23 protein-coding genes and 1 rRNA gene are annotated in these 23,099 nt (G+C 67.5%); 15 read left to right on the top strand and 9 right to left on the bottom strand.

Going from position 1 to position 23,099, the window contains the following annotated elements:
• Positions 1–117 (top strand): 5S ribosomal RNA (gene rrf, locus DMC61_RS19390).
• 125 nt (positions 118–242) lie between these two features.
• On the opposite strand, the gene DMC61_RS19385 is transcribed toward rrf, so the two are convergent.
• Complete coding sequence (locus DMC61_RS19385) at positions 243–689, bottom strand: Lrp/AsnC family transcriptional regulator (RefSeq protein ID WP_125690451.1); 447 nt, start codon at positions 687–689, stop codon at positions 243–245.
• A 107-nt stretch (positions 690–796) separates the two neighbouring features.
• On the opposite strand from DMC61_RS19385, the gene DMC61_RS19380 reads away from it, so the two are divergent.
• From DMC61_RS19380 to DMC61_RS19360, 5 genes are all read left to right on the top strand, one after another.
• Positions 797–1,237, top strand: a complete 441-nt coding sequence (locus DMC61_RS19380; protein WP_199750029.1) for a rhodanese-like domain-containing protein — start codon at positions 797–799, stop codon at positions 1,235–1,237.
• A gap of 78 nt (positions 1,238–1,315) precedes the next feature.
• On the top strand, positions 1,316–2,071 hold the full coding sequence (locus DMC61_RS19375; protein ID WP_125690450.1) for a type 1 glutamine amidotransferase: 756 nt from the start codon (positions 1,316–1,318) through the stop codon (positions 2,069–2,071).
• 105 nt (positions 2,072–2,176) lie between these two features.
• On the top strand, positions 2,177–3,295 hold the full coding sequence (locus tag DMC61_RS19370) for an inorganic phosphate transporter (RefSeq protein WP_125690489.1): 1,119 nt from the start codon (positions 2,177–2,179) through the stop codon (positions 3,293–3,295).
• A gap of 109 nt (positions 3,296–3,404) precedes the next feature.
• On the top strand, positions 3,405–6,377 hold the full coding sequence (locus tag DMC61_RS19365; protein WP_125690449.1) for a bifunctional [glutamine synthetase] adenylyltransferase/[glutamine synthetase]-adenylyl-L-tyrosine phosphorylase: 2,973 nt from the start codon (positions 3,405–3,407) through the stop codon (positions 6,375–6,377).
• 128 nt (positions 6,378–6,505) lie between these two features.
• Complete coding sequence (locus DMC61_RS19360; RefSeq protein WP_044856402.1) at positions 6,506–6,940, top strand: thioesterase family protein; 435 nt, start codon at positions 6,506–6,508, stop codon at positions 6,938–6,940.
• 92 nt (positions 6,941–7,032) lie between these two features.
• Here DMC61_RS19360 and glnA read toward each other — a convergent pair whose 3' ends face one another.
• Positions 7,033–8,457: a type I glutamate--ammonia ligase gene (gene glnA / locus DMC61_RS19355; protein WP_007033879.1), complete on the bottom strand. Its 1,425-nt coding sequence runs from the start codon at positions 8,455–8,457 to the stop codon at positions 7,033–7,035.
• 172 nt (positions 8,458–8,629) lie between these two features.
• Here glnA and DMC61_RS19350 point away from each other — a divergent pair, with 172 nt between their 5' ends.
• Positions 8,630–9,115: an RDD family protein gene (locus DMC61_RS19350; protein WP_233594860.1), complete on the top strand. Its 486-nt coding sequence runs from the start codon at positions 8,630–8,632 to the stop codon at positions 9,113–9,115.
• A gap of 63 nt (positions 9,116–9,178) precedes the next feature.
• Here DMC61_RS19350 and DMC61_RS41680 read toward each other — a convergent pair whose 3' ends face one another.
• Entirely contained in the window at positions 9,179–9,781 is a 603-nt protein-coding gene (locus DMC61_RS41680; RefSeq protein ID WP_233594859.1) for a hypothetical protein, read from the bottom strand.
• A 455-nt stretch (positions 9,782–10,236) separates the two neighbouring features.
• The gene (locus DMC61_RS19340) at positions 10,237–10,965 is read right to left on the bottom strand and encodes a DUF4191 domain-containing protein (RefSeq protein WP_016331624.1); all 729 of its coding nucleotides are present in this window, start codon (positions 10,963–10,965) and stop codon (positions 10,237–10,239) included.
• 63 nt (positions 10,966–11,028) lie between these two features.
• Between DMC61_RS19340 and DMC61_RS19335 the strand changes: the two genes are divergently transcribed.
• From DMC61_RS19335 to DMC61_RS19310, 6 genes are all read left to right on the top strand, one after another.
• The gene (locus DMC61_RS19335) at positions 11,029–13,116 is read left to right on the top strand and encodes an ATP-dependent DNA helicase UvrD2 (protein ID WP_125690447.1); all 2,088 of its coding nucleotides are present in this window, start codon (positions 11,029–11,031) and stop codon (positions 13,114–13,116) included.
• A gap of 216 nt (positions 13,117–13,332) precedes the next feature.
• The gene (locus tag DMC61_RS19330; protein ID WP_125690446.1) at positions 13,333–13,599 is read left to right on the top strand and encodes a hypothetical protein; all 267 of its coding nucleotides are present in this window, start codon (positions 13,333–13,335) and stop codon (positions 13,597–13,599) included.
• Between the two features lie 166 nt (positions 13,600–13,765).
• Complete coding sequence (locus tag DMC61_RS19325; RefSeq protein WP_125690445.1) at positions 13,766–14,149, top strand: WhiB family transcriptional regulator; 384 nt, start codon at positions 13,766–13,768, stop codon at positions 14,147–14,149.
• Entirely contained in the window at positions 14,146–14,397 is a 252-nt protein-coding gene (locus tag DMC61_RS19320) for a hypothetical protein (RefSeq protein WP_125690444.1), read from the top strand. The genes DMC61_RS19325 and DMC61_RS19320 overlap by 4 nt, the downstream gene beginning before the upstream one ends.
• 107 nt (positions 14,398–14,504) lie before the next feature.
• A complete protein-coding gene (locus DMC61_RS19315; protein WP_125690443.1) occupies positions 14,505–15,374 on the top strand; it encodes a bifunctional 2-polyprenyl-6-hydroxyphenol methylase/3-demethylubiquinol 3-O-methyltransferase UbiG in 870 nt (289 codons plus the stop codon).
• Positions 15,371–15,550, top strand: a complete 180-nt coding sequence (locus tag DMC61_RS19310) for a hypothetical protein (protein ID WP_125690442.1) — start codon at positions 15,371–15,373, stop codon at positions 15,548–15,550. The genes DMC61_RS19315 and DMC61_RS19310 overlap by 4 nt, the downstream gene beginning before the upstream one ends.
• Positions 15,551–15,555: 5 nt before the next feature.
• Here the strand turns inward: DMC61_RS19310 and DMC61_RS19305 are convergent, their stop codons facing one another.
• From DMC61_RS19305 to DMC61_RS19295, 3 genes are all read right to left on the bottom strand, one after another.
• Positions 15,556–16,467 carry a hypothetical protein gene (locus tag DMC61_RS19305; RefSeq protein ID WP_125690441.1) on the bottom strand — a complete coding sequence of 304 codons (912 nt, stop codon included), beginning with the start codon at positions 16,465–16,467 and terminating at the stop codon, positions 15,556–15,558.
• A gap of 143 nt (positions 16,468–16,610) precedes the next feature.
• Complete coding sequence (locus tag DMC61_RS19300; RefSeq protein WP_125690440.1) at positions 16,611–17,951, bottom strand: AarF/ABC1/UbiB kinase family protein; 1,341 nt, start codon at positions 17,949–17,951, stop codon at positions 16,611–16,613.
• Between the two features lie 77 nt (positions 17,952–18,028).
• Positions 18,029–19,063 (bottom strand): ThiF family adenylyltransferase, encoded by a 1,035-nt coding sequence (locus DMC61_RS19295; RefSeq protein ID WP_125690439.1) that lies wholly within the window; start codon positions 19,061–19,063, stop codon positions 18,029–18,031.
• A 163-nt stretch (positions 19,064–19,226) separates the two neighbouring features.
• On the opposite strand from DMC61_RS19295, the gene DMC61_RS19290 reads away from it, so the two are divergent.
• Positions 19,227–19,790: a M48 family metallopeptidase gene (locus DMC61_RS19290; protein ID WP_125690487.1), complete on the top strand. Its 564-nt coding sequence runs from the start codon at positions 19,227–19,229 to the stop codon at positions 19,788–19,790.
• Between the two features lie 6 nt (positions 19,791–19,796).
• On the opposite strand, the gene DMC61_RS19285 is transcribed toward DMC61_RS19290, so the two are convergent.
• On the bottom strand, positions 19,797–21,146 hold the full coding sequence (locus DMC61_RS19285; protein WP_016331634.1) for a zinc-dependent metalloprotease: 1,350 nt from the start codon (positions 21,144–21,146) through the stop codon (positions 19,797–19,799).
• 203 nt (positions 21,147–21,349) lie between these two features.
• Here DMC61_RS19285 and DMC61_RS19280 point away from each other — a divergent pair, with 203 nt between their 5' ends.
• Complete coding sequence (locus DMC61_RS19280) at positions 21,350–22,354, top strand: PDZ domain-containing protein (RefSeq protein WP_197684810.1); 1,005 nt, start codon at positions 21,350–21,352, stop codon at positions 22,352–22,354.
• Between the two features lie 83 nt (positions 22,355–22,437).
• On the opposite strand, the gene DMC61_RS19275 is transcribed toward DMC61_RS19280, so the two are convergent.
• Positions 22,438–22,986: a PPA1309 family protein gene (locus tag DMC61_RS19275; RefSeq protein ID WP_016331636.1), complete on the bottom strand. Its 549-nt coding sequence runs from the start codon at positions 22,984–22,986 to the stop codon at positions 22,438–22,440.
• Positions 22,987–23,099 lie beyond the last annotated feature (113 nt).

Here is a 23,099-nt window from a genome sequence, read left to right as displayed (position 1 = left end):
TTCGGTGGTTATAGCGTCAGGGAAACGCCCGGTCCCATTCCGAACCCGGAAGCTAAGCCTGACAGCGCCGATGGTACTGCAACCGAAGGGTTGTGGGAGAGTAGGACACCGCCGGACTAACATTAAAAATAGGTCTGGGACCTGGTCGAGAACCGAGAGTTCTCCCAGGTCCCAGACCTTTTTCGTGCTTGGGTCTGCCGAGTGGTAGCAAAGGTCCCTTGCTCCCCCCGCGGAGATCTCGCTCAGCAGCTTTCGCGGCCGATCGCACGCCGGCGCACAGGCGACGAGAAGACCAGCGATGTGGTCGTCTCGCCATAGCGCTGCATCCGCTCTACGAGTTCCTCCAGCTCTGCCGTGTTGCGGCAGGCGACTCGCACCAGCCAGCACTCGTCACCCGTGACGTGGTCGGCGTCGAGCACCTGCGGTAGCGCGAGGATGGTTTCGCGGAAGCGTGCCGTGTCCAGGCTGCGTACTCTCGCCCGGACCATCGCTTCGATCGGGAGCCCGAGCTTCGTCAGATCGACACTCGCCGAGTACCCGGTGATGATGCCTCTCTCTTCGAGCCGACGTACCCGCTCGGTCACCGCGGGCGCGGACAGCGACACCCGCCTGCCGAGCTCTGAATAGGTCAGTCGGCCGTCAGACTGGAGTAGCTCGAGCAGCTGCCAGTCGAGATCATCGAGATTCACAGAACTCCAGGTCGATCGTCATGCTCGCGAGGAATCTCCAGGCTAGCCCTTGCCAAGACCTGGATTCTCCGATGTCGCGAACGATCACTGCCTACGAGGATTGAGTCATGACGACCGAACCCCGCGCACTGACGTTTCCGGCTCTGGACAGCGCGACGGCGGCCGCGCACCTGCGCGCCGAACTCGCTCTCGAGGTCGACCCGGACGACCTGGTCCGTGATCTCGCCTCTGGCACCCAACAGGGTTACGTGATCGTCGAGACCAGAGCTCCCGAGGCCTTCGCGTCCGCTCGTATCCCCGGCGCGATCAATCTCCCGTACCGGGACATGACAGCAGAGTCGGTCAGCGGGCTGGACCGCGAACTCGTCTACATCTGCTACTGCGAAAGCATCCATTGCAACGCCGCGACGAAGGGCGCTTTGAAACTTGCTGAGCTCGGCTTCAAGGTCAAACGCCTCTCCGGTGGCATCACCGCGTGGCAAGCGGCCGGCTATCCCGTTGAGCGAGACGCCCTGTCTTCCGCGCCCGCCCCGCGCTGCGCCTGCTGAGGAGCAAGGGACCTTTGCTACCACCGCCCGCGCGGTAGCAAAGGTCCCTTGCTCTCGGCGCGGTCGTAGGCTGGGGAGGTGACCGCTCCCAAGTTGCTCGTCATCCAGCCGGATGAATCAGACCCGATCGGCCCCCTCGGCGACTGGCTCACCGAGGCGGGCGCCGAGCTCGACATCCGGTTGCTGCCTGATCAGACTCTTCCCGCCGATCTTGACGGATACGCCGGCGTCGTATGCCTTGGCGGCGGGATGGGTGCCAACGACGACGAGGCTCACCCGTGGCTCGCGGACGTGCGGAAGCTTCTTTCGAAAGCCGCGGGGGCGCGGATCCCGACACTCGCGATCTGCCTCGGCAGCCAACTGCTGGCCGTAGCGCTGGGCGGCAGTGTCAGCACGGGCGATGAAGGGCCCGAGGTCGGCCCGGGGCTTGTGTCCAAGAAGGACGCTGCGTGGACCGACCCGCTGTTCGCGGACCTGCCGCTCATGCAGGACGTCCTGCAGTTCCACAACGACGCGATCACCCGACTGCCCGCAGACGCGGAGATTCTCGCCTCTTCTCCGCGGTACGGCTACCAGGCCTTCCGATTCGACCGTTGTGCCTACGGTGTCCAGTTCCACATCGAGACGACGCCCGACGTGGTCCTCGATTGGGCACGGCAGGCGCCGGAAATGGCGGAACTCACCCGGCCGGACGTACTAACCCCGGAAAACCTCGCCAAAGTGCATGCCGATATCACCGAAACTTGGCGACCGTTCGCCCATCGCTTCGTCCGACTGGTGTCCGGTGACCTCGCCCCGGCTGCGGACCGTCAACGTACATTGCCGATGGCTTAACGACTTATGTCTCAAATCCGTATGGGTTATTAACACTCGGGTGTTGCCGTCAGGTACCTTGCGAGGGGAGTTTCGAAGGGTTCGGAGGTCGGGGTGGAGCCCTCACTGTTGGTCGTGCTCGTCGTCGTCACGGCCCTAATTTTCGATTTCACAAACGGGTTCCATGACACGGCAAACTCGATGGCGACGTCGATCGCCACCGGGGCGTTGCGACCCAGGGTCGCAGTGACGATCTCCGCGGTCTTGAACCTGGTCGGAGCGTTCATGTCGGTCGAGGTGGCCAAGACCATCTCGAATGGACTCGTCGACGACACCAAGATCGGCCCGGCGATCGTCTTCGGGGGCCTGGTCGGGGCGATCGTGTGGAATCTGATCACCTGGTTCATCGGCCTGCCGTCCAGCTCGTCCCACGCGCTGTTCGGAGGGCTGATCGGTGCCACGTGGGTGTCGGCCGGAACGGACTCCGTCCATTTCGGAAAGATCGTCGAGAAGGTGCTGGTTCCAGCGGCGCTGTCGCCGGTCCTGGCCGGCCTCGTCGCGATGGCCGTGACGTACTTCGTCTACCGCTTCTTCGTCCGCCGCGGTCGCACTGCGGGCTTCAGAGTCGGCCAGATCATCTCGGCTTCGCTGGTCTCGCTCGCCCACGGCACGAACGACGCGCAGAAGACCATGGGTGTGATCACGCTGACGATGATCACCGCCGGGACCCTCCCCGCCGGGGCGGGGCCGCCGCTCTGGGTGATCGTCAGCGCGGCGCTGGCGCTGGCGCTCGGCACGTACCTGGGCGGCTGGCGAATCACCTACACGCTGGGCAAAGGCCTCACCGATATCGATGGCCCACAGGGCTTCGCCGCTCAGACGAGTTCGGCGGCCGTCATTCTCGCCTCGACGAACTTCGGCTTCCCGCTTTCGACGACCCACGTCTGCTCCGGTGGCATCATCGGCTCCGGTGTGGGCAGGAATGAGTCACCGGTTCGCTGGCGTACGGCCGGCCGCATGGTGACCGCCTGGCTGTTCACGCTTCCGGCAGCCGCCATCGTCGGTGCCGGTGCCGGCCTCGTGACCTCCACCGGCACAGTGGGCACGATCGCCGTCGGCGTCGCGGGCCTCACGATCGGCATTGGGATCTACCTCCTTTCACGGCGGAGCCCCGTCAACGCAGGCAGCTTCACCAGCGCTGCCCCGCCCGTTCCGGAACAGGAAGTCGGCAGGATCGCCGCCTAGTGGGAGCAAGGGACCTTTGCTACCGCCTCAGCCGGGAGGTAGCAAAGGTCCCTTGCTTCCTTGCGCGTCCGTCTGGCCGTGGGCGGAAGGGCGACTACGGTGGAAGCCGATGGTTGAGCGCGCCAGGCCGACCGCTTCCGTAGCGAGATACGGCTTCACCGATCCCCGTGCCGACGGGCAGCTGCGTGCTGCCGGTTGGTGGACCGAAGCCGGCCCGGACGGCTCCGCCGCCGACGTGTTGTCCGCCCTTTCCCGCGCGGCGGATCCTGATCTCGCTTTGAGCGGCTTGGACCGGATCAGGGAAGCCGACCCTGAAAACTGGAGCGGACTCGACCAGGCACTCCGCACCAATCGCACCTTCCGCGGCCGGATGCTCGGTGTCTTGGGCACCTCGAGCGCACTCGCGGACTTCCTGGTCTCGAACACCGGCTGCTGGAAGACCCTCGAAGGACAGAAGAGCACCGAGCCGGGTCAGTACGTGAGCAGTCTCCTCGACCACTTACGGCCGAATGGAGAAGTGCTCACTGGACTCGAGTCGGAGCAGGCTCTTCGCGTCGGCTATCGCGAGCTGCTCCTCGGCATCGCAGCGGCCGACCTCGGGCATCTGGTCGAACCTGGCCTTCGCCAGCCCCCCTATGCCGAGATCGGAGCCCAGCTCACCACGCTGGCCGAGGCCGCGCTGACAGTGGGGCTGCTGGTCGCGGAGGCCGAGGTGGGTGCCGGTGCCGAAGGCCGGCTGGCCGTAATCGCGATGGGCAAATGCGGTGGTCGAGAGCTGAATTATGTGAGCGACGTGGACGTCATCTTTGTTGGCGACGGAGATCTGACGGTCTCCACGCGGCTCGCCAGCACGATGATGCGCGTGGTCGGCAAGGCCTGTTTCGAGGTCGACGCGGCGTTGCGTCCGGAGGGTAAGGCCGGTGCCTTGGTCCGGACCCTCGACGGGCATGCCGCTTACTACCAGAAGTGGGCCAAGACCTGGGAGTTCCAGGCATTGCTCAAAGCACGACCGGTGGCGGGCGACGCCGAGCTCGGGCGCCAGTACGCGGAGATGGTCGCACCGAAGGTCTGGGCCGCGGCCGATCGGGAGAATTTCGTCCCCGAAGTCCAGAAGATGCGGCGCCGCGTCGAAGGGCACGTGCCTTCCGCGCACGCCGAGCGTGAGCTGAAGCTGGGGCGCGGAGGGCTGCGCGACGTCGAGTTCGCCGTGCAGTTGCTGCAATTGGTCCATGGCAGGATCGACGCGGAGCTGCGATCTCCGTCCACGATGGACGCGCTCGCCGCCTTGGGTGACGGCGGCTACGTCGGCCGGAAGGACGCTGCGGAACTCGCATCGTCATACGAATTTCTCCGGACCATCGAGCATCGGCTTCAGCTTCGCAGGCTTCGGCGCACGCACCTGTTCCCTGCCGCCTCGGACGTCAGCGAATTGCGAACGATCGCGAGGGCGAGCGGTGTGCGGCCGGCTCGGGGCAAAAGTGAAGGGGACATTCTGCTGGCGGAGTTCCGCCGTCATCTGCAGAGCATCCGACGGCTTCACGAAAAGCTCTTCTATCGGCCTCTGCTGCAATCTGTCGCGAACGTGCCGACCGAAGCGCTCCGGCTGACCACGAAACAGGCGGAGAGCCGTCTCGCCGCGCTCGGCTATGCCGCTCCGGACGGCGCCCTCCAACACATCAAGGCGTTGACCGCGGGAATGTCACGTCGGGCGGCCATCCAGCAGGCACTGCTGCCGGTTTTGCTGGACCTTCTCGCCGACACTCCGGACCCTGACCGCGGGCTGCTGTCTTACCGGAAAGTCTCCGAAGCGCTTGAAGAAACGCCTTGGTACCTCAGGGTTCTCCGGGATGAGGGCGCAGTCGTCGAGCGGCTCGCTTTCCTGCTGGGAACCTCGCGACTGGTACCCGACCTGCTGGCGAGAGCGCCCGAGGTCCTGCAGCTGCTCGGTGATCCCGCGCGGCTAGCCGGTCGCACTCCGGCAGAGGTGGCCACCTCGCTGCGAGCCGCAGTACGGCGGCAACCGGGCTTGAACGCCGCAGTCGCGGCCGCGAGATCGCTCCGCCGTCACGAGATGTTGCGGATCGCGGCGGCAGATCTGCTGGGATTGCTGGACGTTCCCGCGGTCTGCGCGGCGTTGTCGAGCGTGTGGGTCGCCGTGCTTCAAGGTGCCTTGGCCGCTGCTTTTCGCCAGCGTCAGGCTGAGCTCGGCCAGACGCCCGCGAAGATCGCTGTCATCGGTATGGGGCGCCTGGGCGGGGCCGAACTCGGCTATGGATCTGACGCGGATGTTCTCTTCGTGTGCGAGCCCGCGGAAGGGGTGTCGGACTCCGAAGCCGCGAAGTTCGCTTCCTCGGTCGCTGAGACGGTGCGCAAGATCCTCGGGGCCCCGAGCCCCGATCCTGCGCTGGTCGTCGACGCCGATCTCCGTCCGGAGGGGCGGAGCGGTCCGTTGGTGCGAACCCTGGAGTCCTACCGCAGCTACTACGGTCGTTGGGCGGAGGTCTGGGAGTCGCAAGCGCTGCTCCGCGCACGGTTCATCGCAGGCGACGACGACCTTGGCGCTCGGTTCATCGAGATGATCGACCCCATTCGATACCCGCAAGCGGGCCTCGACGCGGTTCGAGTGCGGGAGATCCGGCGGATCAAGGCTCGGGTGGAGACGGAGCGGATGCCCAAGGGCGCCGACCCGACGCGGCACACGAAACTCGGCCGCGGAGGGCTCGCCGACGTGGAGTGGACTGTGCAGCTCATGCAACTGCGTCATGGGCACGAAGTCGAGGGACTTCGGACCACTTCGACGATCGAGGCGCTGAAAGCCGTGGCAGAGGCGGGGCTCGCCGAGCCCGCCGAGATCGAATCCCTGACCGAGGCCTGGCTGCTGGCGACGCGTGTGCGCAATGCCGGGATGCTGGTCCGCGGTAAGGCCGTCGACGAGATCCCGAGCTCCGGCCGGGACTTGGCCGCGGTCGCGCGAGTGCTCGGTTACTCGGCCGATGACGATCCAGGCGAGTTCCTCGATGCCTACCGGCGGACGACGCGACGTGCTCATGCGGTCGTGGAGACCCTCTTTTACCAAGGCTGACCGCTCTGACCTGCGGTAAGTGAGCAAGGGACCTTTGCTACCTCCTGCCTGGAAGCGACGAGGTAGTAGCAAAGGTCCCTTGCTCACACTCGACGTCGCGGACGGTGAGTGGCGCTTACAGTGGACCGGTGACTGTGCGCGAGCCATTTCGCACCCGGATCAAGGTGCGTCATTACGAGCTGGACACCCTCGGCCATCTCAACCACGCCGTCTACCACTCGTACGGTGAAGTCTCCAGACTCGAGCTGATGGAGCTCGCCGGCGGCCTCAACGCCGGCATGCGCGACGCGAATCTGGCCTTCGTGCTGCTCGAGTCCCATATCGTGTTCCGGCGCGAGCTTCGTGCGGGCGATGTCGTCGACGTGACCTGTGACGCCAAGTTCGGCACCGGCAAGACCTTCCACATGGATTCGAACATCTACAAGGTCGATGGCACCCTCTCCGCCGAGATCACGTGCACGCTGGGGCTGATGGATCTCGAGCGGCGCAAGCTGGTGGACGACCCGCGTGGGCGCATCGAGCGTGCAGGCGTCGATCTGAAGGTGCTCTCCACTTCGGAGTAGCCGTACCGCGAATGACCAAATAAGAAACGCCGGTGGTGAGGGCGCTTCCGCACCTCACCACCGGCGTGCTCTTGGTGTTGCCTACCGCACGATCACACGTCGTAGTACAGCGAGAACTCGTACGGGTGCGGACGCAGCCGCAGCGGGTCGATCTCGTTCTCACGCTTGTAGGAGATCCATGTCTCGATCACGTCGGGGGTGAACACGCCACCCTCGAGCAGGTAGTCGTGGTCCGCTTCCAGCGTGTCGAGAACCGCGCCGAGGTCGCCAGGAACGAGCTTGACGTTCTGGGCCTCCTCCGGCGGAAGCTCGTAGAGGTCCTTGTCGATGGGCTCCGGCGGCTCGATCTTGTTCTTGATGCCGTCGAGACCGGCCATCATCATCGCCGAGAAAGCGAGGTACGGGTTGCCGGACGAGTCCGGGCACCGGAACTCGGCGCGCTTGGCCTTCGGGTTGTTGCCCGTGATCGGGATACGGACACAAGCCGACCGGTTCCGCTGCGAGTACACCAGGCTGACCGGGGCCTCGAAGCCCGGCACGAGCCGGTGGTACGAGTTGACGGTCGGGTTGGTGAAGGCGAGCAGGCTCGGCGCGTGCTTGAGCAGGCCGCCGATGTAGTGGCGGGCGGTGTCGGACAGACCCGCGTACCCCGACTCGTCGTGGAACAGCGGCGTGCCGTCCTTCCACAGCGACTGGTGGCAGTGCATGCCCGAGCCGTTGTCACCGGCGAGCGGCTTCGGCATGAAGGTCGCGGTCTTGCCGGCGGCGAACACGGTGTTCTTCACGATGTACTTGAACAGCTGCAGGTCGTCCGCAGCGTGCAGCAGCGTGTTGAACTTGTAGTTGATCTCGGTCTGGCCGGCGGTGCCCACCTCGTGGTGCGCGCGCTCGATCTCGAAACCGGAGCCCTGCAGGTTGCGGACGATCTCGTCGCGCAGGTCGGCGAAGTGGTCGACCGGCGGGACCGGGAAGTAGCCGCCCTTGAACTTCGTCTTGTAACCCTGGTTGCCGCCCGGCACGTCGGCACCGGTGTTCCACCAGCCCTCGACGGAGTCGATCTCGTGGAACGAGGCGTGCTCGGCCGAGTCGAACCGGATCGAGTCGAAGATGTAGAACTCGGCCTCCGGGCCGAAGAACACGTTGTCGGCGACGCCGTACTCGGAGATGTACTGCTCGGCCTTGCGCGCGATGTTACGCGGGTCGCGGCTGTACGCCTCACGGGTGAACGGGTCGTGCACGAAGAAGTTCAGCGAGAGCGTCTTCGCCTTGCGGAACGGGTCGATACGCGCGGTTTCGGGGTCCGGGAGGAGCAGCATGTCGGATTCGTGGATCGACTGGAAACCACGCACCGAGGAGCCGTCAAAGGCCAGGCCTTCTTCGTAGGCTTCTTCGTTGAACGCCTTCGCCGGAACGGTGAAGTGCTGCATAACGCCGGGCAGGTCGCAGAACCTGACGTCGACGACCTCTACGTTCTCGTCGGCGATAAGGCGCTGAATGTCGTCTGGAGTAGTGGGCACCCTCGGTGACTCCTTCTCGTTCGTTGCCGGCGGCAGTACTCTCTTCGGCTCACGCTAAGAGCGCGGTGTTGCCCGACCGTCACCCGTATGTTTCGCCGGTGTTAACGGGGCGGCGATATCGGGTAGTCGACCAGGGCGAATGTGGCCCGCGCCACCGGCATACCCTGGATGGGTGGCGAGATGGACCGGAGAATGGCTGCCCGGAGCCGGTGACGAGACGACTGCCGGTGGCGAGGGTACGCAGCGGTGGCGTGGCGAGCGACTCGGCTTGCCCCAATCAGGTGTCGGCTCGGTGGCGGGCGGCGGCGCACGCCTTCTCGGGCTGATCATCGATCTGGTTCTCGCCTCGCTGGTCACAACCATCTTCGTGACTCCCAGCCTTCAGGATCCGGCTGTCATGCAGACCTTCAACCTCTGGTCGGTCGGCGTCTGGGCGGCGATCACTGTCATTCCCGCAGCCTTCTTCGGCTTCACCCCCGGTATGGCGGTGGTAGGGATCCGCGTCGCCAGGCTCGACGGCGCGCAAATGGTCGGCGTGTGGCGTGCGGTCATGCGCGCGGCACTGACCTTTGTGATCATCCCGGCCGCGATCCGCAACATCGACGGCCGAAGCTGGCTCGACCGGCTGACCGGGACCGTCGTGATCCGCATGCGATGACCTCGCGGGAGAGCAAGGGACCTTTGCTCTCGCCTGGGCATACCGCTGTCTGACCGGCCGTGGTCAGGCGGCCGGCGCCGCGGGAACGCTCCCTAGGTTCGGCGGCGGTCGTTGCCGAGCGCGGCGGTGCGCCGCTCGCAGATCCTGGATCACCACCAGCGGCTCGTCACGCAGCTGTGCCGGGCCTACCTGGACGACAATGAGCCCTGGAGCGGCCAGCGCTGGAATCTTGGGCGACTTGTCCGGATCGAGAACGGCCTCGTCGTGGCGGACCTGCAAGGCGACGCCAGCCTGCGACCACCAGGCATCGGCGACTCCGACCACCGCTCCGTCCGACGTCCGCAGCTCTGCCCTCCGCATGGGCGTGGGCAGACCACTGCGCTCCAGTACGGACTCCAACCACTGCTCGACGGCGGAGTCGACCCCGTCTTGGAGGGCATTGACGACGATCCGGGGGAGTGCGGAGCCGATCGTGCTGGCCTGGGCAAGCTCGACTCGGAGCTCCTCTGGAGTGCAGAGCCCGCGATGGACCGCGTCGTGGATCATGGCCCGCACCGAGTTGAGCTCATCCATCCGTCGTGCCGCGTCGATCAGGGCCCGGGCGAGCGGGGCGACGGGGAGTCCGTCGATCTCCACTGGTTCCGGCAGATGGATCGTTCGTTCCACGACAGCGAATCCCCAGGTGGCCACTTTGCTCCGGTGGGGGATCAAGGTGTGCGCACGTCTTTCTGGCGGGAGTCTTCGTACTCCGTACAACCTGGCGGCCTGTACGCCGGTGAGCATCGCCTCCGGGCCCGCGTGAGTCAGCGCGACCTTCAAGAGCTGGTGCTTGGTCGGCGTGGTGTTGGTCAGGAGGATGACGCCGGGTATGGGACGTCTCCACGGACCGCCTTCTCGGCAATATCGAGAGATCGAGGAGTGTGAGTACCCCAGGGCGACAAGTTTCGCCCGGGCGGCCACGCCGTCCGGGAACATCGCCGCCAGCATCTTCTGCCGGGCGCTCAAGGTTCTGTCCACACAGTGATCATGCGACCACCCACCGACAGTTTTTCGCCCGAAGACGGATCAGGGGTCCTTTGCTACCACCTGGCGGTAGCAAAGGACCCCTGATTCTCGTTTGGTCAGCGGCGGCGGATGGTGCGCTGGACGTTGCGCATCTTCGCGCCGGCGGGCATCGGGCCCTTGGGCATGGCGGCACCGCGGCTGCCGAGGGCGGCCAGCTTCGCTTCCAGCGCGTCGACCTGGGCGGGCTTGAGGTTGCGAGGAAGCTTCATCAGGTAGCCCTGGAGCTTCTTCAGCGGCACCTGCTGCTCTTCGTTCCCGATGATCACGTTGTAGATCGGGGTCTCACCGATCAAGCGGGACACACGCTTCTTCTCCTGCGCAAGCAGGGACTTCACGCGGTGCGGCGCTCCCTCGGCGACGAGCACGACACCCGGGCCGCCGAGCACCCGGTGCACGGCGTCGAGCTGGGTCGTGGCCGCCACGGTCGGCGTCACCTTCCAGCGGCCTCGCATGTTCTCGAGTGCCCAGGCCGCGGCGCCGGGCTGCCCGTCGGCCTTCGAGTACACGGTCTTCTGGACCCGCCTGCCGAAGATGATCACGGCGGCGAGCGCGCCGAGCAGGATGCCCAGCGGCAGCACGACCCAGTGGACGTCGAAGATGAACCCGATGCCGAACACGACACCGGTGATGACCAGGAGCGATCCGACCATCCAGGGGATGAGCGCCTTGTCTTCCTTGCGCTGCATCTTGAAGGCCTCGAAGATCTGCCCGCGGCGAGCCTTGCTCGCGGCGCGCTTCTCCTTCTTGGCCAGCTTCGCTGCTTCCTTGTCCTGCTTTCCCGCCATGTGACCAGGATACGGCCGCGTGCCCTGCGCCGAACCCGTCGGGCCCTCTGCGAGGATCGGGGCGTGGTTAGCGCATCGTCCCCGAAGAGTCGTCCAGGCCTGCTCGATGGGCTCGATCCCGAGCAGCGCGCCGCCGCCTGCGCGCCGAGGGGGCCGGTCTGTGTCCTCGCGGGAGCGGGGACCGGCAAGACGAGGACGATCACGCACCGCATCGCCCACCTGGTCCGGTCCGGGCACGTCGCCGCTGGTCAGGTACTCGCGGTCACGTTCACGACCCGCGCGGCGGGCGAGATGCGCACGCGTCTTCGGGGGCTGGGGGTCGACGCCGCCCAGGCGCTGACCTTCCACGCCGCAGCTCGCCGCCAGCTTCGCTACTTCTGGCCGCAGGTGGTCGGCGACCGGCCGTGGGAGCTCCTCGAGAACAAGTTCCGCTACATCAGCCAAGCCGCCAACAAGGCCGGCCTCGGCACCGAGACGGAGCTCCTGCGCGACCTCGCCAGTGAGATCGAGTGGAGCAAGGCCTCTTTGGTATCGCCGGACGACTACCCGGCGGTCGCCGCGCGCACGCAGCGGGACACCCCGGCTCCCGCGTCGCAGGTCGCGGAGGTCTACCGCAACTACGAGAAGGTCAAGAACGCCGCGCAGGTGCTCGACTTCGACGATCTGCTCCTGCACACCACCGCGGTCCTCGAGGAGCACACGGTGGTGGCCCAGGAGTTCCGTGAGCGCTACCGCTGCTTCGTCGTCGACGAGTATCAGGACGTCACCCCGCTGCAGCAGCGGTTGCTCGACGCCTGGCTCGGCGGCCGCGACGACCTGACCGTCGTCGGCGACGCCAACCAGACCATCTATTCGTTCGGTGGGGCTTCCCCCCGTCCGCTGCTGGAGTTCACGCGGAGGTTTCCCGAGGCGACGGTCGTGCGGCTCGAACGGGACTACCGGTCGACTCCGGAGGTCGTGGCTCTCGCCAACCAGGTGATCGGTGCCGCGCGTGGCCGTCCTGCGGGGTCGAGGTTGAAACTGATCGGCCAGCGTCCTTCCGGGCCCGTCCCGCGGTTCGCCGAATATGACGACGAGACCGCCGAGGCTGCGGCCGTCGCCCGCAGGATCCGTGATCTGCTCGACAGCGGAGTGGCGGCCAGCGAGATCGCGGTGCTCTACCGCGTCAACGCCCAGTCGGAGGCTTACGAGCAGGCTCTGGCCGAGATGGGAATCCCGTACCTGGTCCGTGGCGGCGAGCGGTTCTTCGCCAGGGCGGAGGTCCGGCAGGCGATGTCCGCGTTGCGGATGGCGTCGACCGACGCCGACACCGGCGAGCTGGTGACCCGGGTCCGCTCCGTGCTCGCGAAAGTAGGGCTCACGGACCAGCCTCCCGCCGGAGGTGCGGCGAAAGAGCGATGGGACGCGCTTCTCTCGATCGTCGAGCTGGCCGAGGAGCTGGCCTCCACCGTCGACGACGCGGATCTGCCGCGTTTCGTGGCGGAGCTCGAGCAGCGGGCGACAGCGCAGCACCCGCCGACGGTGGAGGGCATCACCCTGGCCTCGCTTCACGCGGCGAAAGGGCTCGAATGGGACGCTGTGTTCCTCGTGGGGCTCGCCGAGGGGACCATGCCGATCCTCCACGCCGACGGCGATGAGGCGGCCATCGAAGAAGAGCGCCGTCTCTTCTATGTCGGTGTCACTCGGGCGCGAGAGCACCTCTCGCTCTCGTGGGCCTTGGCCAGAACATCGGGAAATCGCCGCAACCGGCGCCGCAGCCGCTTCCTCTACGGCCTCATCCCCGAAGATCATCCGGCGGCGAGGGTTGCTCGCTCGCAGCAGCCGAAGCAGCCCGGCAACAAGGCCCGGTGCCGGGTGTGCGGCGGGCCGCTGCCGGAGACGCTCGACATCAAGCTGGGCCGGTGCTCCCGTTGTCCGTCCAACGTGGACGAGCAGCTACTCGAGAAGCTGAAGTCCTGGCGGGGGGAGCGCTCGCGCGAGCTCAAGGTGCCGGCCTTCGTCGTTTTCACGGACGCGACGCTGGTCGCCATCGCCGAGCAGCGGCCGACGGACGACACGGCGTTGTGCGCCATCTCCGGGATCGGCGCGACGAAGCTCGAACGCTTCGGAGCGGAGGTTCTCGACGTCGTACGGGCGTCGGTGGAGTCTTGACCGCGTTCCAGGCATGATCCACGCGGCGAACCTGCTGCTCAGAGCCGATCTTCGCAACTTCGACGGATTTTCTGGAAAATAAGTTGCCCCGGTGCGGCCGGTGGCAATAACCTGCAGGTACCGGGCGGGAAGAGCCCGGACTGGGGAAGAACATCTACAACACAGCGTAGACCGCAGGGCGGTTCGCGCGCGACAGAGAAAGGCGGTGCCGGTGAAATGACGATCAACATGATGCTCACGAACCCTGGCACCCGTCTGTCCTGCGTCGCGGAATTCCCGCAGGCTCAGCGCCAGGGCACCTTTGTGCCTGTGAGCATCCTCGCCGCCCGCGGCACCCAGCGTTTCGACCTCGGCCGGATCGCCGCTGAAGAAACCTTCTCGCACGTCGCCGCCTTCGGTGGAGCGTACGAGAACGGTGGCGTCGATCTGCCGGTCATCAAGCAGTTCCGTGTTCCGTTGTCCATACGGGAGCGAAGTTCCTGACCTAGTCAGGACCAGAGGCTCACGAAGGCCGCGGAACCGGTTACCGGATCCGCGGCCTTCGTGTTTTTGCTGCACAAACAAGTTGGCTGCACAACCTAATTGGGGTTCAGCGTTGTCCAGTTCCACCGTGAGTACGAAATCCGTTACGGGACAGAGGAGTGCACTTATGTCATCGGCCATAGCTTTCGCGCCGGGGGAGGCTCTGCCTTTCGCCGACGCCGGCGTCGGCGACCTGCTCGACGCCATCGACTCGCCTGAGTCGATGCTTCCCTGCCGTTCGGGCGACGCGGACCTTTGGTTCGCCGAGTCGCCGGCAGAGCTTGAGCGGGCGAAGGCGTTCTGCGCGGACTGCCCGGTCCGTTCCGCTTGCCTCGCGGGTGCCCTTTCCCGGCGTGAGCCGTGGGGTGTCTGGGGTGGCGAGATCTTCGAGCGTGGCGTTGTCGTCGCGCGGAAGCGGCCCCGTGGCCGCCCCCGGAAGAACCCGGTCGTCGAGCCGGCCGCCGAGGCTCGCCCCGTCGCGCGCAAGGTCGAGCGGAGCGCTGCGGCATGACCGTCGAACTCATCACCACCAGGGATTACGAGGCGCTGACGGGGACTCACGCGCCGACCGAATTGAACGAGATCAAGGTCGAGGAGACCAGCGAAATGTTGCTTTACGAAGAACTTTCCAGGGCCCGAATACGAGACCTCGAGGAGGGAGTCCGCGCGCAGCGGGCTCGAAGCGGCCCGCGCGCCGCACGCAGGTGGACCAGGGTCGCCCGCTGGGCGGCCCGGCGAGCCGAGCGCCTTCAGGCCTGACCACTCGGGGGAGCGGGGGACCTTTGCTACCACCAGCGCGGTGGTAGCAAAGGTCCCCCGCTCCCTTTGGGGCGGTTGCGCGGCTCGGCTTGGTGTTCACTGGGGGAATGGCCGTACACACGCACGACGACATCGACTGGGCCGATCGGCTTCGATCGCTTCGCATGGCCGAGGCACTCGACGCCGAGCCGATGCGGGAGGCTGCTCGACGGCTGCTGAAGGGCAAGCCGGATGGCCCGACCATCCTCGACGTCGGCTGCGGCGCGGGCGGGATGAGCGTGCTCTTCGCCGAGGAGCTCGCTTCCGTCGGCGCCAGGATCGTGCTGGTCGACGCGACCGAGCATCTGCTCGCCGAGGCGCACCGCGTCGTCTGCGCGGCCGCCGGCGACAGGGCCACCGTCGAGACGATCCACGCGGACGTGGCCGATGACGCGTTGGCCGCCAAGCTTCCTCCCGCCGACCTGGTCTGGGCCTCCCGCGTGGTCCATCACCTGCCCGATCAGCAGGCGGCCATCGACACCCTCGCCCGGCTCGCCCGCCCCGGCGGACTGGTCGCCATCTCCGAGGGCGGCCTGGACTTCAACTGTCTTCCTTGGGATCTCGGCATCGGACGGCCCGGGCTCGAGGACAGGCTGCTCGCCGCGCGCGGTGAGTGGTTCGCCGAGATGCGGGCAGGGATTCCCGGCTCCGTGCCCATGCCCTACGGCTGGAATGTCGCGCTTCAGCGGGCAGGCCTCACCGACGTCGACTCCTTCGGCGTGCTCATCCACCATCCGGCTCCCGGGCCGGAACTGCTGCGGGAGTTCATCGTCGAGCGGCTGACCTGGCTGAGCGAGGTCGCAGGTGACCGCCTCGCCGCCGACGACCACGAGACCGTGGCCGCGTTGGTGGCTCCGGCGAACCCGGCCTTCCTCGGCGCGCGCCAGGACCTGTTCCTGCAAGGGGCGAAGACGATCCATCGCGGACGGCGATCGTGAACGAGCCGATCGGCTGCTCGTTGTGCGGCCAGATCCGCGGCGTCGACGAGGAGCCGGCGCAGACGCTCGCCTGGGTTTCCACCCGTGAGAAGAACGTCGTGCGCTGGATGTGCCCCGCCTGCGCTCGCCGCCACACCCGCGACATCGAGGGAAAGCTGCCGGACGAGTACTGGTGAACCACTCAGGCCGCGTCGATGCGGCCGATCGTGCGAACCTTCGGCCTCGGTGTCCGCGCCGCTTCGGCGAACGCCCTGACGAGCTCGGCCGCGACTTCCATCGGCACCTTTCTCATCTGGTCGATGGTGCAGCGCACCAGCACGGTCCCGGTCGCGGTCAGCGCCAGCGGGTGGAAATTCGCGGCGCCTTGTTTCGGGGCACGGAACTGCCATGCCATGCCGATGTCGTCCCACCAGGCATCTGCGGTGCCGATGGGGCGCCCTCGTCGGTCGCAGAGCGTCGTGTTCCACGAGGGCGAGGGCAGCGGACAGCCGCTGAGGACCTTCTGCGCCAGCCCATGCGCGTACGTCTCTTCGGGATCGACGCGCCGCAAGGCCGCCCGCACCGCGGCTGAACCCCGTCGGTTGCCGGAATCGAGCTCCTCGCTGAGTTCGTCGAGCGTGCACAGGCCCCAATACAGCGGCAGCGTGATCAGTTCGTCGATTCGCGAGGGGTCGAGCTCCAACCGGGCGAGATCGAGCGCGGCCCTGGCCGGTGGGGCGAATGGAACACCGTCGATCACGGTCGGCGGCGGCATTCGTGTCGTTCTTCGCGGCAGCATGCCGGGCTCCGCGGGCACGCGACGGTACTCGGGGACAAGGAGATGGACCTCCCGTGTCACCGGACAGTCGACGCCTCGTGCGCGTAGCGCGTCGGCGCCTGTCACCACCACGTCCGGCCCGAACCGCGCGACAGCGGCTTGCAGTAGCTGAAGCCGGGTGGGCGCGGCGTCGCGCAACAGGATCACACCCGGCATCAGCCTTCGCCAGGGACCGCCCGGGCCACAGAGCTTCGCGGCGTAGCGCGCGGTGACGCCCGCCTTGCGCAGCTCGCGGCTGGTGATGATCCCGGATTCGCTGGTGTTACTGAGCGCCATGAGTCGGGCGCTTCGTGTAATGGTCATGAATCGAGGATGACCGCTGGGCCGACCGGGTGGAACCGCTTCCGCGAACTTGTGGACAACTCGCCCGGGCGAGCCCGTTTTCCGCTCAGTCCCAACGTTCCCTGTGGATAACTTTCTCAGGCCGCGAAGCCCGGCTGCCAGCGTTCGACGATCGCGCGGGCGGGGATCTCGGCGTCGAGCTGACAGAGGATGCCGGTCGAGCCGGCGGTCACCCGGTGGATCATCAGGTATTCGGGCGGGAGGTTGAGGGAGCGGCCGATCCGGAAATCCCGGCCGCGGGTATCGCCGACCCGGCCCGCCTGCCGTTGCATCCAGCGCCGGGTGAAGTGGAACGTTTCGCCCGCCAGCGGTTCGGTGAACGGGGCCAGGTAGGCGAGTACGTCGTCGGCCCGCAGATCCGCGTCGGCCCGGATGAAGCCGGACTCCCTGAGCAGCCGCATCAGCTTCGCGGACTCGCCGTCGAGTGCCAGCCTGGTCATCTCGCCGAGGTGCTGCGGAATCCCCTCGGGCAGCCTGGACACTCCGCCGAAGTCGATGACGCACAGCCTGCCGTCGGAGGTCAGCATGAAGTTGCCGGGGTGGGGGTCCGAATGCAGGAGCCGGGCTCGTTCCGGGGACGAGTAGTGGAACTCGGTGAGCAGGCGGCCGGCGCGGTCCCGCGTCTCCTTGTCGCCGCCGGCGATGATCTTCGAGAGCGGTGTGCCGGTGGCCCACTCCGTGACGACGACCTTCGGTGCGCTGGCGACCACGCGGGGGATCAGGAACCCGGGGACGCCTTCGAACGCCTTCACGAAGTCTCGCTGGTTCTGGGCTTCCGCCTGGTAGTCGAGTTCTTCGTTCATCCGTTCGGCGAGTTCCGCCAGGAGCGGTTTCACCTCGGTCCCCGGCACGAAGGCCTGGAACAACCTGCTGAAACGCTGGAGCTGCCGAAGATCGCTCCGCAAGGCGTCGTCGGCCCCCGGGTACTGCACCTTGACGGCGACTTCGCGACCGTCGTGCCAGGTCGCGCGGTGGACCTGGCCGATGCTCGCGGACGCGGCGGGCTCGTCGTCGAAGGCCGCGAATCGCTGCCGCCAGGTGCGCCCCAGCTGCTCGGCGAGGACTCGATGGGTCTGCCGGGTGGGCATGGGTGGCGCGGCCGCCTGAAGCTTCGTCAGGGCCTCGCGGTAGGGCTTCGCCATCTCGTCCGGCACCGCGGCCTCGAAGACGCTCAGCGCCTGGCCGAACTTCATCGCGCCGCCCTTGAGCGTGCCAAGGACCTCGAAAAGCTGCTCCGCGGCCTTCGCCGACAGCGTCGCGCTGACCTCTTCGGCGCTTTGCCCGGTCAGCCGCCTGCCCCAGCCGCCGACCGCCCGTCCCGCTATGCCGAGGGGGATACTGGCCAACTTCGCCGTTCGCGCGGCCCCGTTGCGGGGGATGGCGGCGTCACGGTCCTCGGCGTTGCGGGAGTCGGTCACCTTCGCGATTCTGCCTTGATTCACTGCGCCCGCGCAGCCTGTTGAGGGCTTGGGTGTGGGCTACGTCGCTCGCCTTATCACCGGGCGCCGCATCCGCATCCGGTGTGCGGCGGCCAGTCGCGGTGCCGGATCGTGCCGTCGAAGAAGTCGATCTCCAGCGTCGCGTTCCACGCGGGCGGAGTCCGGTCGCCGGGGGACAGGAGCCGGAGCGCCTGTGCGGCGGCCAGCGCGGCGCACGCGTGGACGGCGCCGAGGTCCGGCTGCTGCACACGTCCCGCGAGCTGGCTCGCGACCCTCGGCCACGAATCGTCGCGGCCGGCACGGTGCAGGTCGGCGCAGCGCAGGCAACTGCTGCGGCCGGGCACCACGAGCGGTCCGACGATGCCGATCCCGTCCCGGACGCGCACCGGCAGGTGGTTGACCCCGTCACGGACGAGTTCCTCGACCAATTCGGGCGCCGGGACCACGGCGTCGGTGAGCAGGACGAGCTCCGGACGGCGGTCCGAATAGAGCCGGGTGGTCGCCGTATCCGCCCCGGTGCGGTGCACCACCTGGGCCAGCGCCTCCCGGCGAGGCATGCCGATTTCGGCTTCGGTATAGCCCGAGCCCAGGTCACGTTCGAGAACCGTGCCCGTCGCCCGGACGTCGATGTGCCCGACGCCGCTGTTGGCGAGCAGGACGGCGATGGCCACGGCCAGCCTGCCGTCGCCGTGGATCGCCACCGCGGTGCGCCTGCGGCGTGCCGCCATCGCGGCCTGATGGTGACGGGCGCGAAGCGGCCAAAGTCCCGTCTCCGGTCTCGGTCTCGGATGCCGTTCGGACCGCCCCGCGTCGGTCACGAGTCCTCGGGCCGTCAGGTCCGTCATCAGGTCCCGCAGCTGTTCGTCGTGTTCGCTCTGCGCGAGCACGATGTCGTCCGCGGCCCGTTTCCCGTCCAGTCCGCGGACGGCTTCGGCCACCTCGGTGGCGACTCCGGCGACCACCACGGCGTGCGCCGGGTCGAGGCCGATCTGGATCTCGCCGTTCCCCCGTTCCAGCACATCCAGGCCGGGAAGCAGGGCGGGGAAGGCGGGAAGGATGATCGATCGCAGATCGGGTTCGCGCAGGTTCATGATCGCAGGATCGCACTCACCCGCTGCCTCGCCGCCCGAAAGAACGCGAGTTATCCACAGGTTGACCCCGTTGTGGACAACTGGAGGCTGTGACCTTTCGGCCCTCGGAGTTGTCGGTGACTGGCCTTACCGTGGTCGAGTGGTCGAAGCACGGACGCCCTCATTGAGGGGCCGGGACACGACGAATCCGTCGGACACTCCCGAACACAAGGTCGAGGTACGGCGCAGCCAACGCCGTCACCGGACCGTCACCGCGTACTGGGACGAGGACACCCTCGTCGTGCTGATCCCTGCCCGGATGACCCGGGCCGAGGAGAAGCACTGGGTTGCCGAGATGCAGCGCAAGCTGCTGCGCAAAGGCCCGCGGCAGGCCGCGCCGCCGAAAGCCTCCGACGAGGCGCTGCTGGCGCGCTGCGCCGTGCTCTCGGCGAAGTATCTGGACGGAAAGGCGATACCCGCGAGCGTTCGCTGGGTGCCGCCGATGAGGACGAGGTGGGCATCCTGCACGCCGGTCGACGCGACGATCAGGGTCAGTGATCGTCTGCGCCGGGTGCCGGGATGGGTGCTGGACTACGTCCTCGTGCACGAACTCGCGCATCTGAAAGAGCCAGGGCACAACGCGGCGTTCTGGGAGCTCGTTCGCCGTTATCCCAAGACCGAACGCGCCATCGGCTACCTGGAGGGCTTGTCCTCCGCCGCCGGTTGGGGCATAGCGACGGAGGACTGACGTGCCTCAGCTCTCGTCTTCGTCGCCCTTGGGCTTGTTCTTCTCACGCTCGGTGCGTTCGATCTCGGCGATCGGGTCGATGCCTTCGAGCGTCGACTCGCCGTCGCCGAGGCGTTCGGAGAAGTCGAGCGGCTCGTCGAGGTCTTCGGCGGTCGGCATCAGGTCGGGGTGGGACCAGAGGCCGTCCCGCTTCTCGATGCCGTGCTGGTCGCCGACGAGCTTCCACAACGAGGAAGCCGCCCGCATCCGCCTGGGCCGGAGTTCGAGCCCGACCAAGGTGGCGAAGGTCTGCTCGGCGGGACCACCGGTGGCCCGGCGGCGCCGCAGCGTCTCCCGGAGCGCGTCCGCGCCCGGCAGCCGGTCGCCGATGGCCTCGGCGACCACGACGTCGACCCAGCCTTCGACCAGTGCGAGCAGGGTCTCCAGGCGGTTCAGCGCCGCCTTCTGCTCGGGCGAGGTCTGCGGCTCGAGCAGGCCGGAGGACATGGCCTCTTCGATGCTGGCCGGGTTCGACGGGTCGATCCGACCGGCGAGCTGTTCCAGCGCCGAAGTGTCGACGGAGATGCCGTTCGCGAATTCCTCGACCGTGGCCAGCAGCCGCTGCCGCAGCCAGGGGACATGGGCGAACAGCCGCTGGTGGGCGGCCTCGCGTGCGGCGATGAAGACCAGCACCTCGCTGGTCGGCAGCTCCAGGCCCTCGGTGAACTTCTCGATGTTCGCCGGCAGCAGCGCGGACGTGGCCGCGGGGCCCAGCGGAAGGCCGACCTCGGTGGAGGTGAGCACTTCGGAAGCCAACTGAGCCAGGGCGTTGCCGAGCTGGGAGCCGAAGGCCATCCCGCCCATCTGCCCCATCATCGAGAGCAGCGGACCGGCGGCCTGCTTGGCCTCCTCGGGCAAGGCCTGGACCCACGCGCCCGAGACTTGCTGGGCGACGGGGTCGCAGAGGCGCTGCCAGGTCGGCAGGGTCTTCTCGACCCAGGTGCGTGCGGACCATGCGACGGTCGAGGTGGCTCCGGCGGGCAGGATCGTCGCGGCGTCGAGCCACAGTTCTGCCAGGTGGGCGGCGTCACGGACGGCCGTGCTCGAGTCGCCGCCACTGGACGACGAAAAGCCGAGCTTGACGTCTCCGCTGTCGCTGCCGCTGAGGTTCTGCAACGCGATCTGTTTCGCCAGGTCGTAGTTGACCGGCCCGGTCGAGCTGCCGGCCTGGCTGAGCATCTGGCCCAGCTGGCTGAGCATCTGACCGAGCTGATTGAAGGCCTCGGCGCCGGAGGGCTGGCCGCCGGAATCCGACGGCTCGTTCTCGCCTCGTTTGTCGGGATCGGGCGGTCCGAAGCCGAACGGGGGTTTGCTCATGGCACCACCGTACGCGGGTCCCGGGATTCACAGCTCGTCAAGTGGAGTGATGAGCGTGGCCTTCACCGAGAAGCGAACACGGTCACCGTACGCTGTCACGCGTGACAGAGCCCTCGGAGGAGACCACAGGAGCGCGGAGCCGTTCGGGCTCCGCGGGTGACCAGGACCGCTCCGAACGGCGGCTGACCCGGCGCGGCTGGACGCTGCTGGTCAGCGGCGGGTTGTTCGTTGTCTTCGCGCTGGTCGGGTTCTTCATCCCGGTGCCGTATGTGGCGATCAGCCCCGGCCCGACGTACGACACCCTCGGCAAGGACGCCGCCGGGCAGTCCGTGATCCAGGTCAACGGGCACGAGATCTTCCAGACCTCCGGCGAACTGCGGATGACGACGGTCTCCCTGCGCGATGGCGGTATCACGCTGTTCAACGCGCTCGGGCTCTGGGCGAGCGGCCGGTACGCGCTGGCGCCGCGTGAGGAGTACTTCAAACCCGGTGAGACCAACGAGCAGGTCCGCCAGGAGAACATCCAGCAGCTGCAGGACTCGCAGACCGCCGCTCAGGTCGCGGCGCTGCGCCGCAAGTTCCCGGTGAAGGTGCTCGCGAAAACGATCGTCTCCGGCAGCCCCGCGGACAAGGTGCTCGCTCCCGGGGACCGGCTTCTGGTGGTCAACGGGGCGACGGTCAAGGAAGCGACCGACGTGCGGGCCGCGCTGAACGGGACGAAGCCCGGGCAGACCGTCCAGATCACTTTCAAATCCGACGGGCAGGCCGAGCGCACCGTGCCGCTCACGCTCGCGCAGCGGCCCGACGGCCCGGAAGGCTTCATGGGCCTGACCGCGGTGGACCGCGCCGACGTTCCCTTCGACGTGAAGATCTCGCTGCAGGACGTCGGCGGCCCGTCGGCGGGCCTGATGTTCGCGCTCGCGATCGTCGACAAGATGGAACCCGGCGACCTCGCCGGTGGCAGGCACATCGCCGGAACGGGCGAGATCTCGGAGAAGGGCGTCGTCGGCGCGATCGGCGGCATCTCGTTCAAGGTGGTCGGCGCCCGCGAGGCCGGCGCCACCGACTTCCTCGTGCCCGCGCACAACTGCGCCGAGGCGAAGACCGCCGCGCCCGATGGCCTGAACCTGATCAAGGTCTCCACGCTGGACGAGGCGATCACGCAGCTCGAGAACCTCAAGGCGGGGCGCCCCACCGCCTCCTGCTGACCGCTGGGGAGCAAGGGACCTTTGCTACCACCGTGTGCGTCTCGGCCGGTGGTAGCAAAGGTCCCTTGCTTCCTTTTCGCAGGTCAGGGCAGCAGGGTCGCCTTCAGGGCTTCCAGCAGGTTGGGGGCCAGCTCCGGATTCTCGATGATCTCGTCGACCGGGACGTCGCCGGGCTCTTCGACCTTCCCGGCGCCGCGAAGCCGCATGACGCATGCTCCGGCGCCATCCCGCAGGACGGCCGCGACGAGCCGCGCCTCGGTCCGGCGCGGGTGGTCGGCCGCCGCTTGGCGCAGGCGTTCGGCGTCGGTCTCGGGCACGACGGGAAGCTCGGCTTCGGCGTCCGGCGGCAGCACGATGATCTCCTGCGCGAGCGCGCAGCCCAGTACCAGATCGGGCCACGCGATCTGCGCCAGCGCTTCACCCAGGTCGCCCTCCGGCAGCGACTCCTGCGCGACCGGCGTCAGCGGGGCCGACGGATCGAGCTGTCCGGCCAGTTCGGGCTGCTCGTCCAGCAGCGCCGCGGTCGGGACCAGCGCGAACAACTGCGGCGGCTGATCCCATCCTCCGGAGGCGACGAACTCCTCGACTTCGCGGGCCAGGCCGGCCACGCCCTGCTGCTCACTCGGTGCCATTGGCACATCGTTCCAGGCGGCCGGGACAGCGGCGTCCCGAGTCCGGTTTGGGCGGGTTCCGGGAACTTCCGACGGCATCCGTAGAGTTAGAGCATCAGGGGCCGCACGCGGTA

This window comes from Amycolatopsis sp. WAC 04169 (assembly GCF_003947535.1).
Taxonomy (GTDB): Bacteria; Actinomycetota; Actinomycetes; order Mycobacteriales; family Pseudonocardiaceae; genus Amycolatopsis; species Amycolatopsis keratiniphila.
The sequence above is the reverse complement of the archived record's forward strand: the minus strand, read 5'-3'. Positions and strand labels throughout refer to the sequence as shown.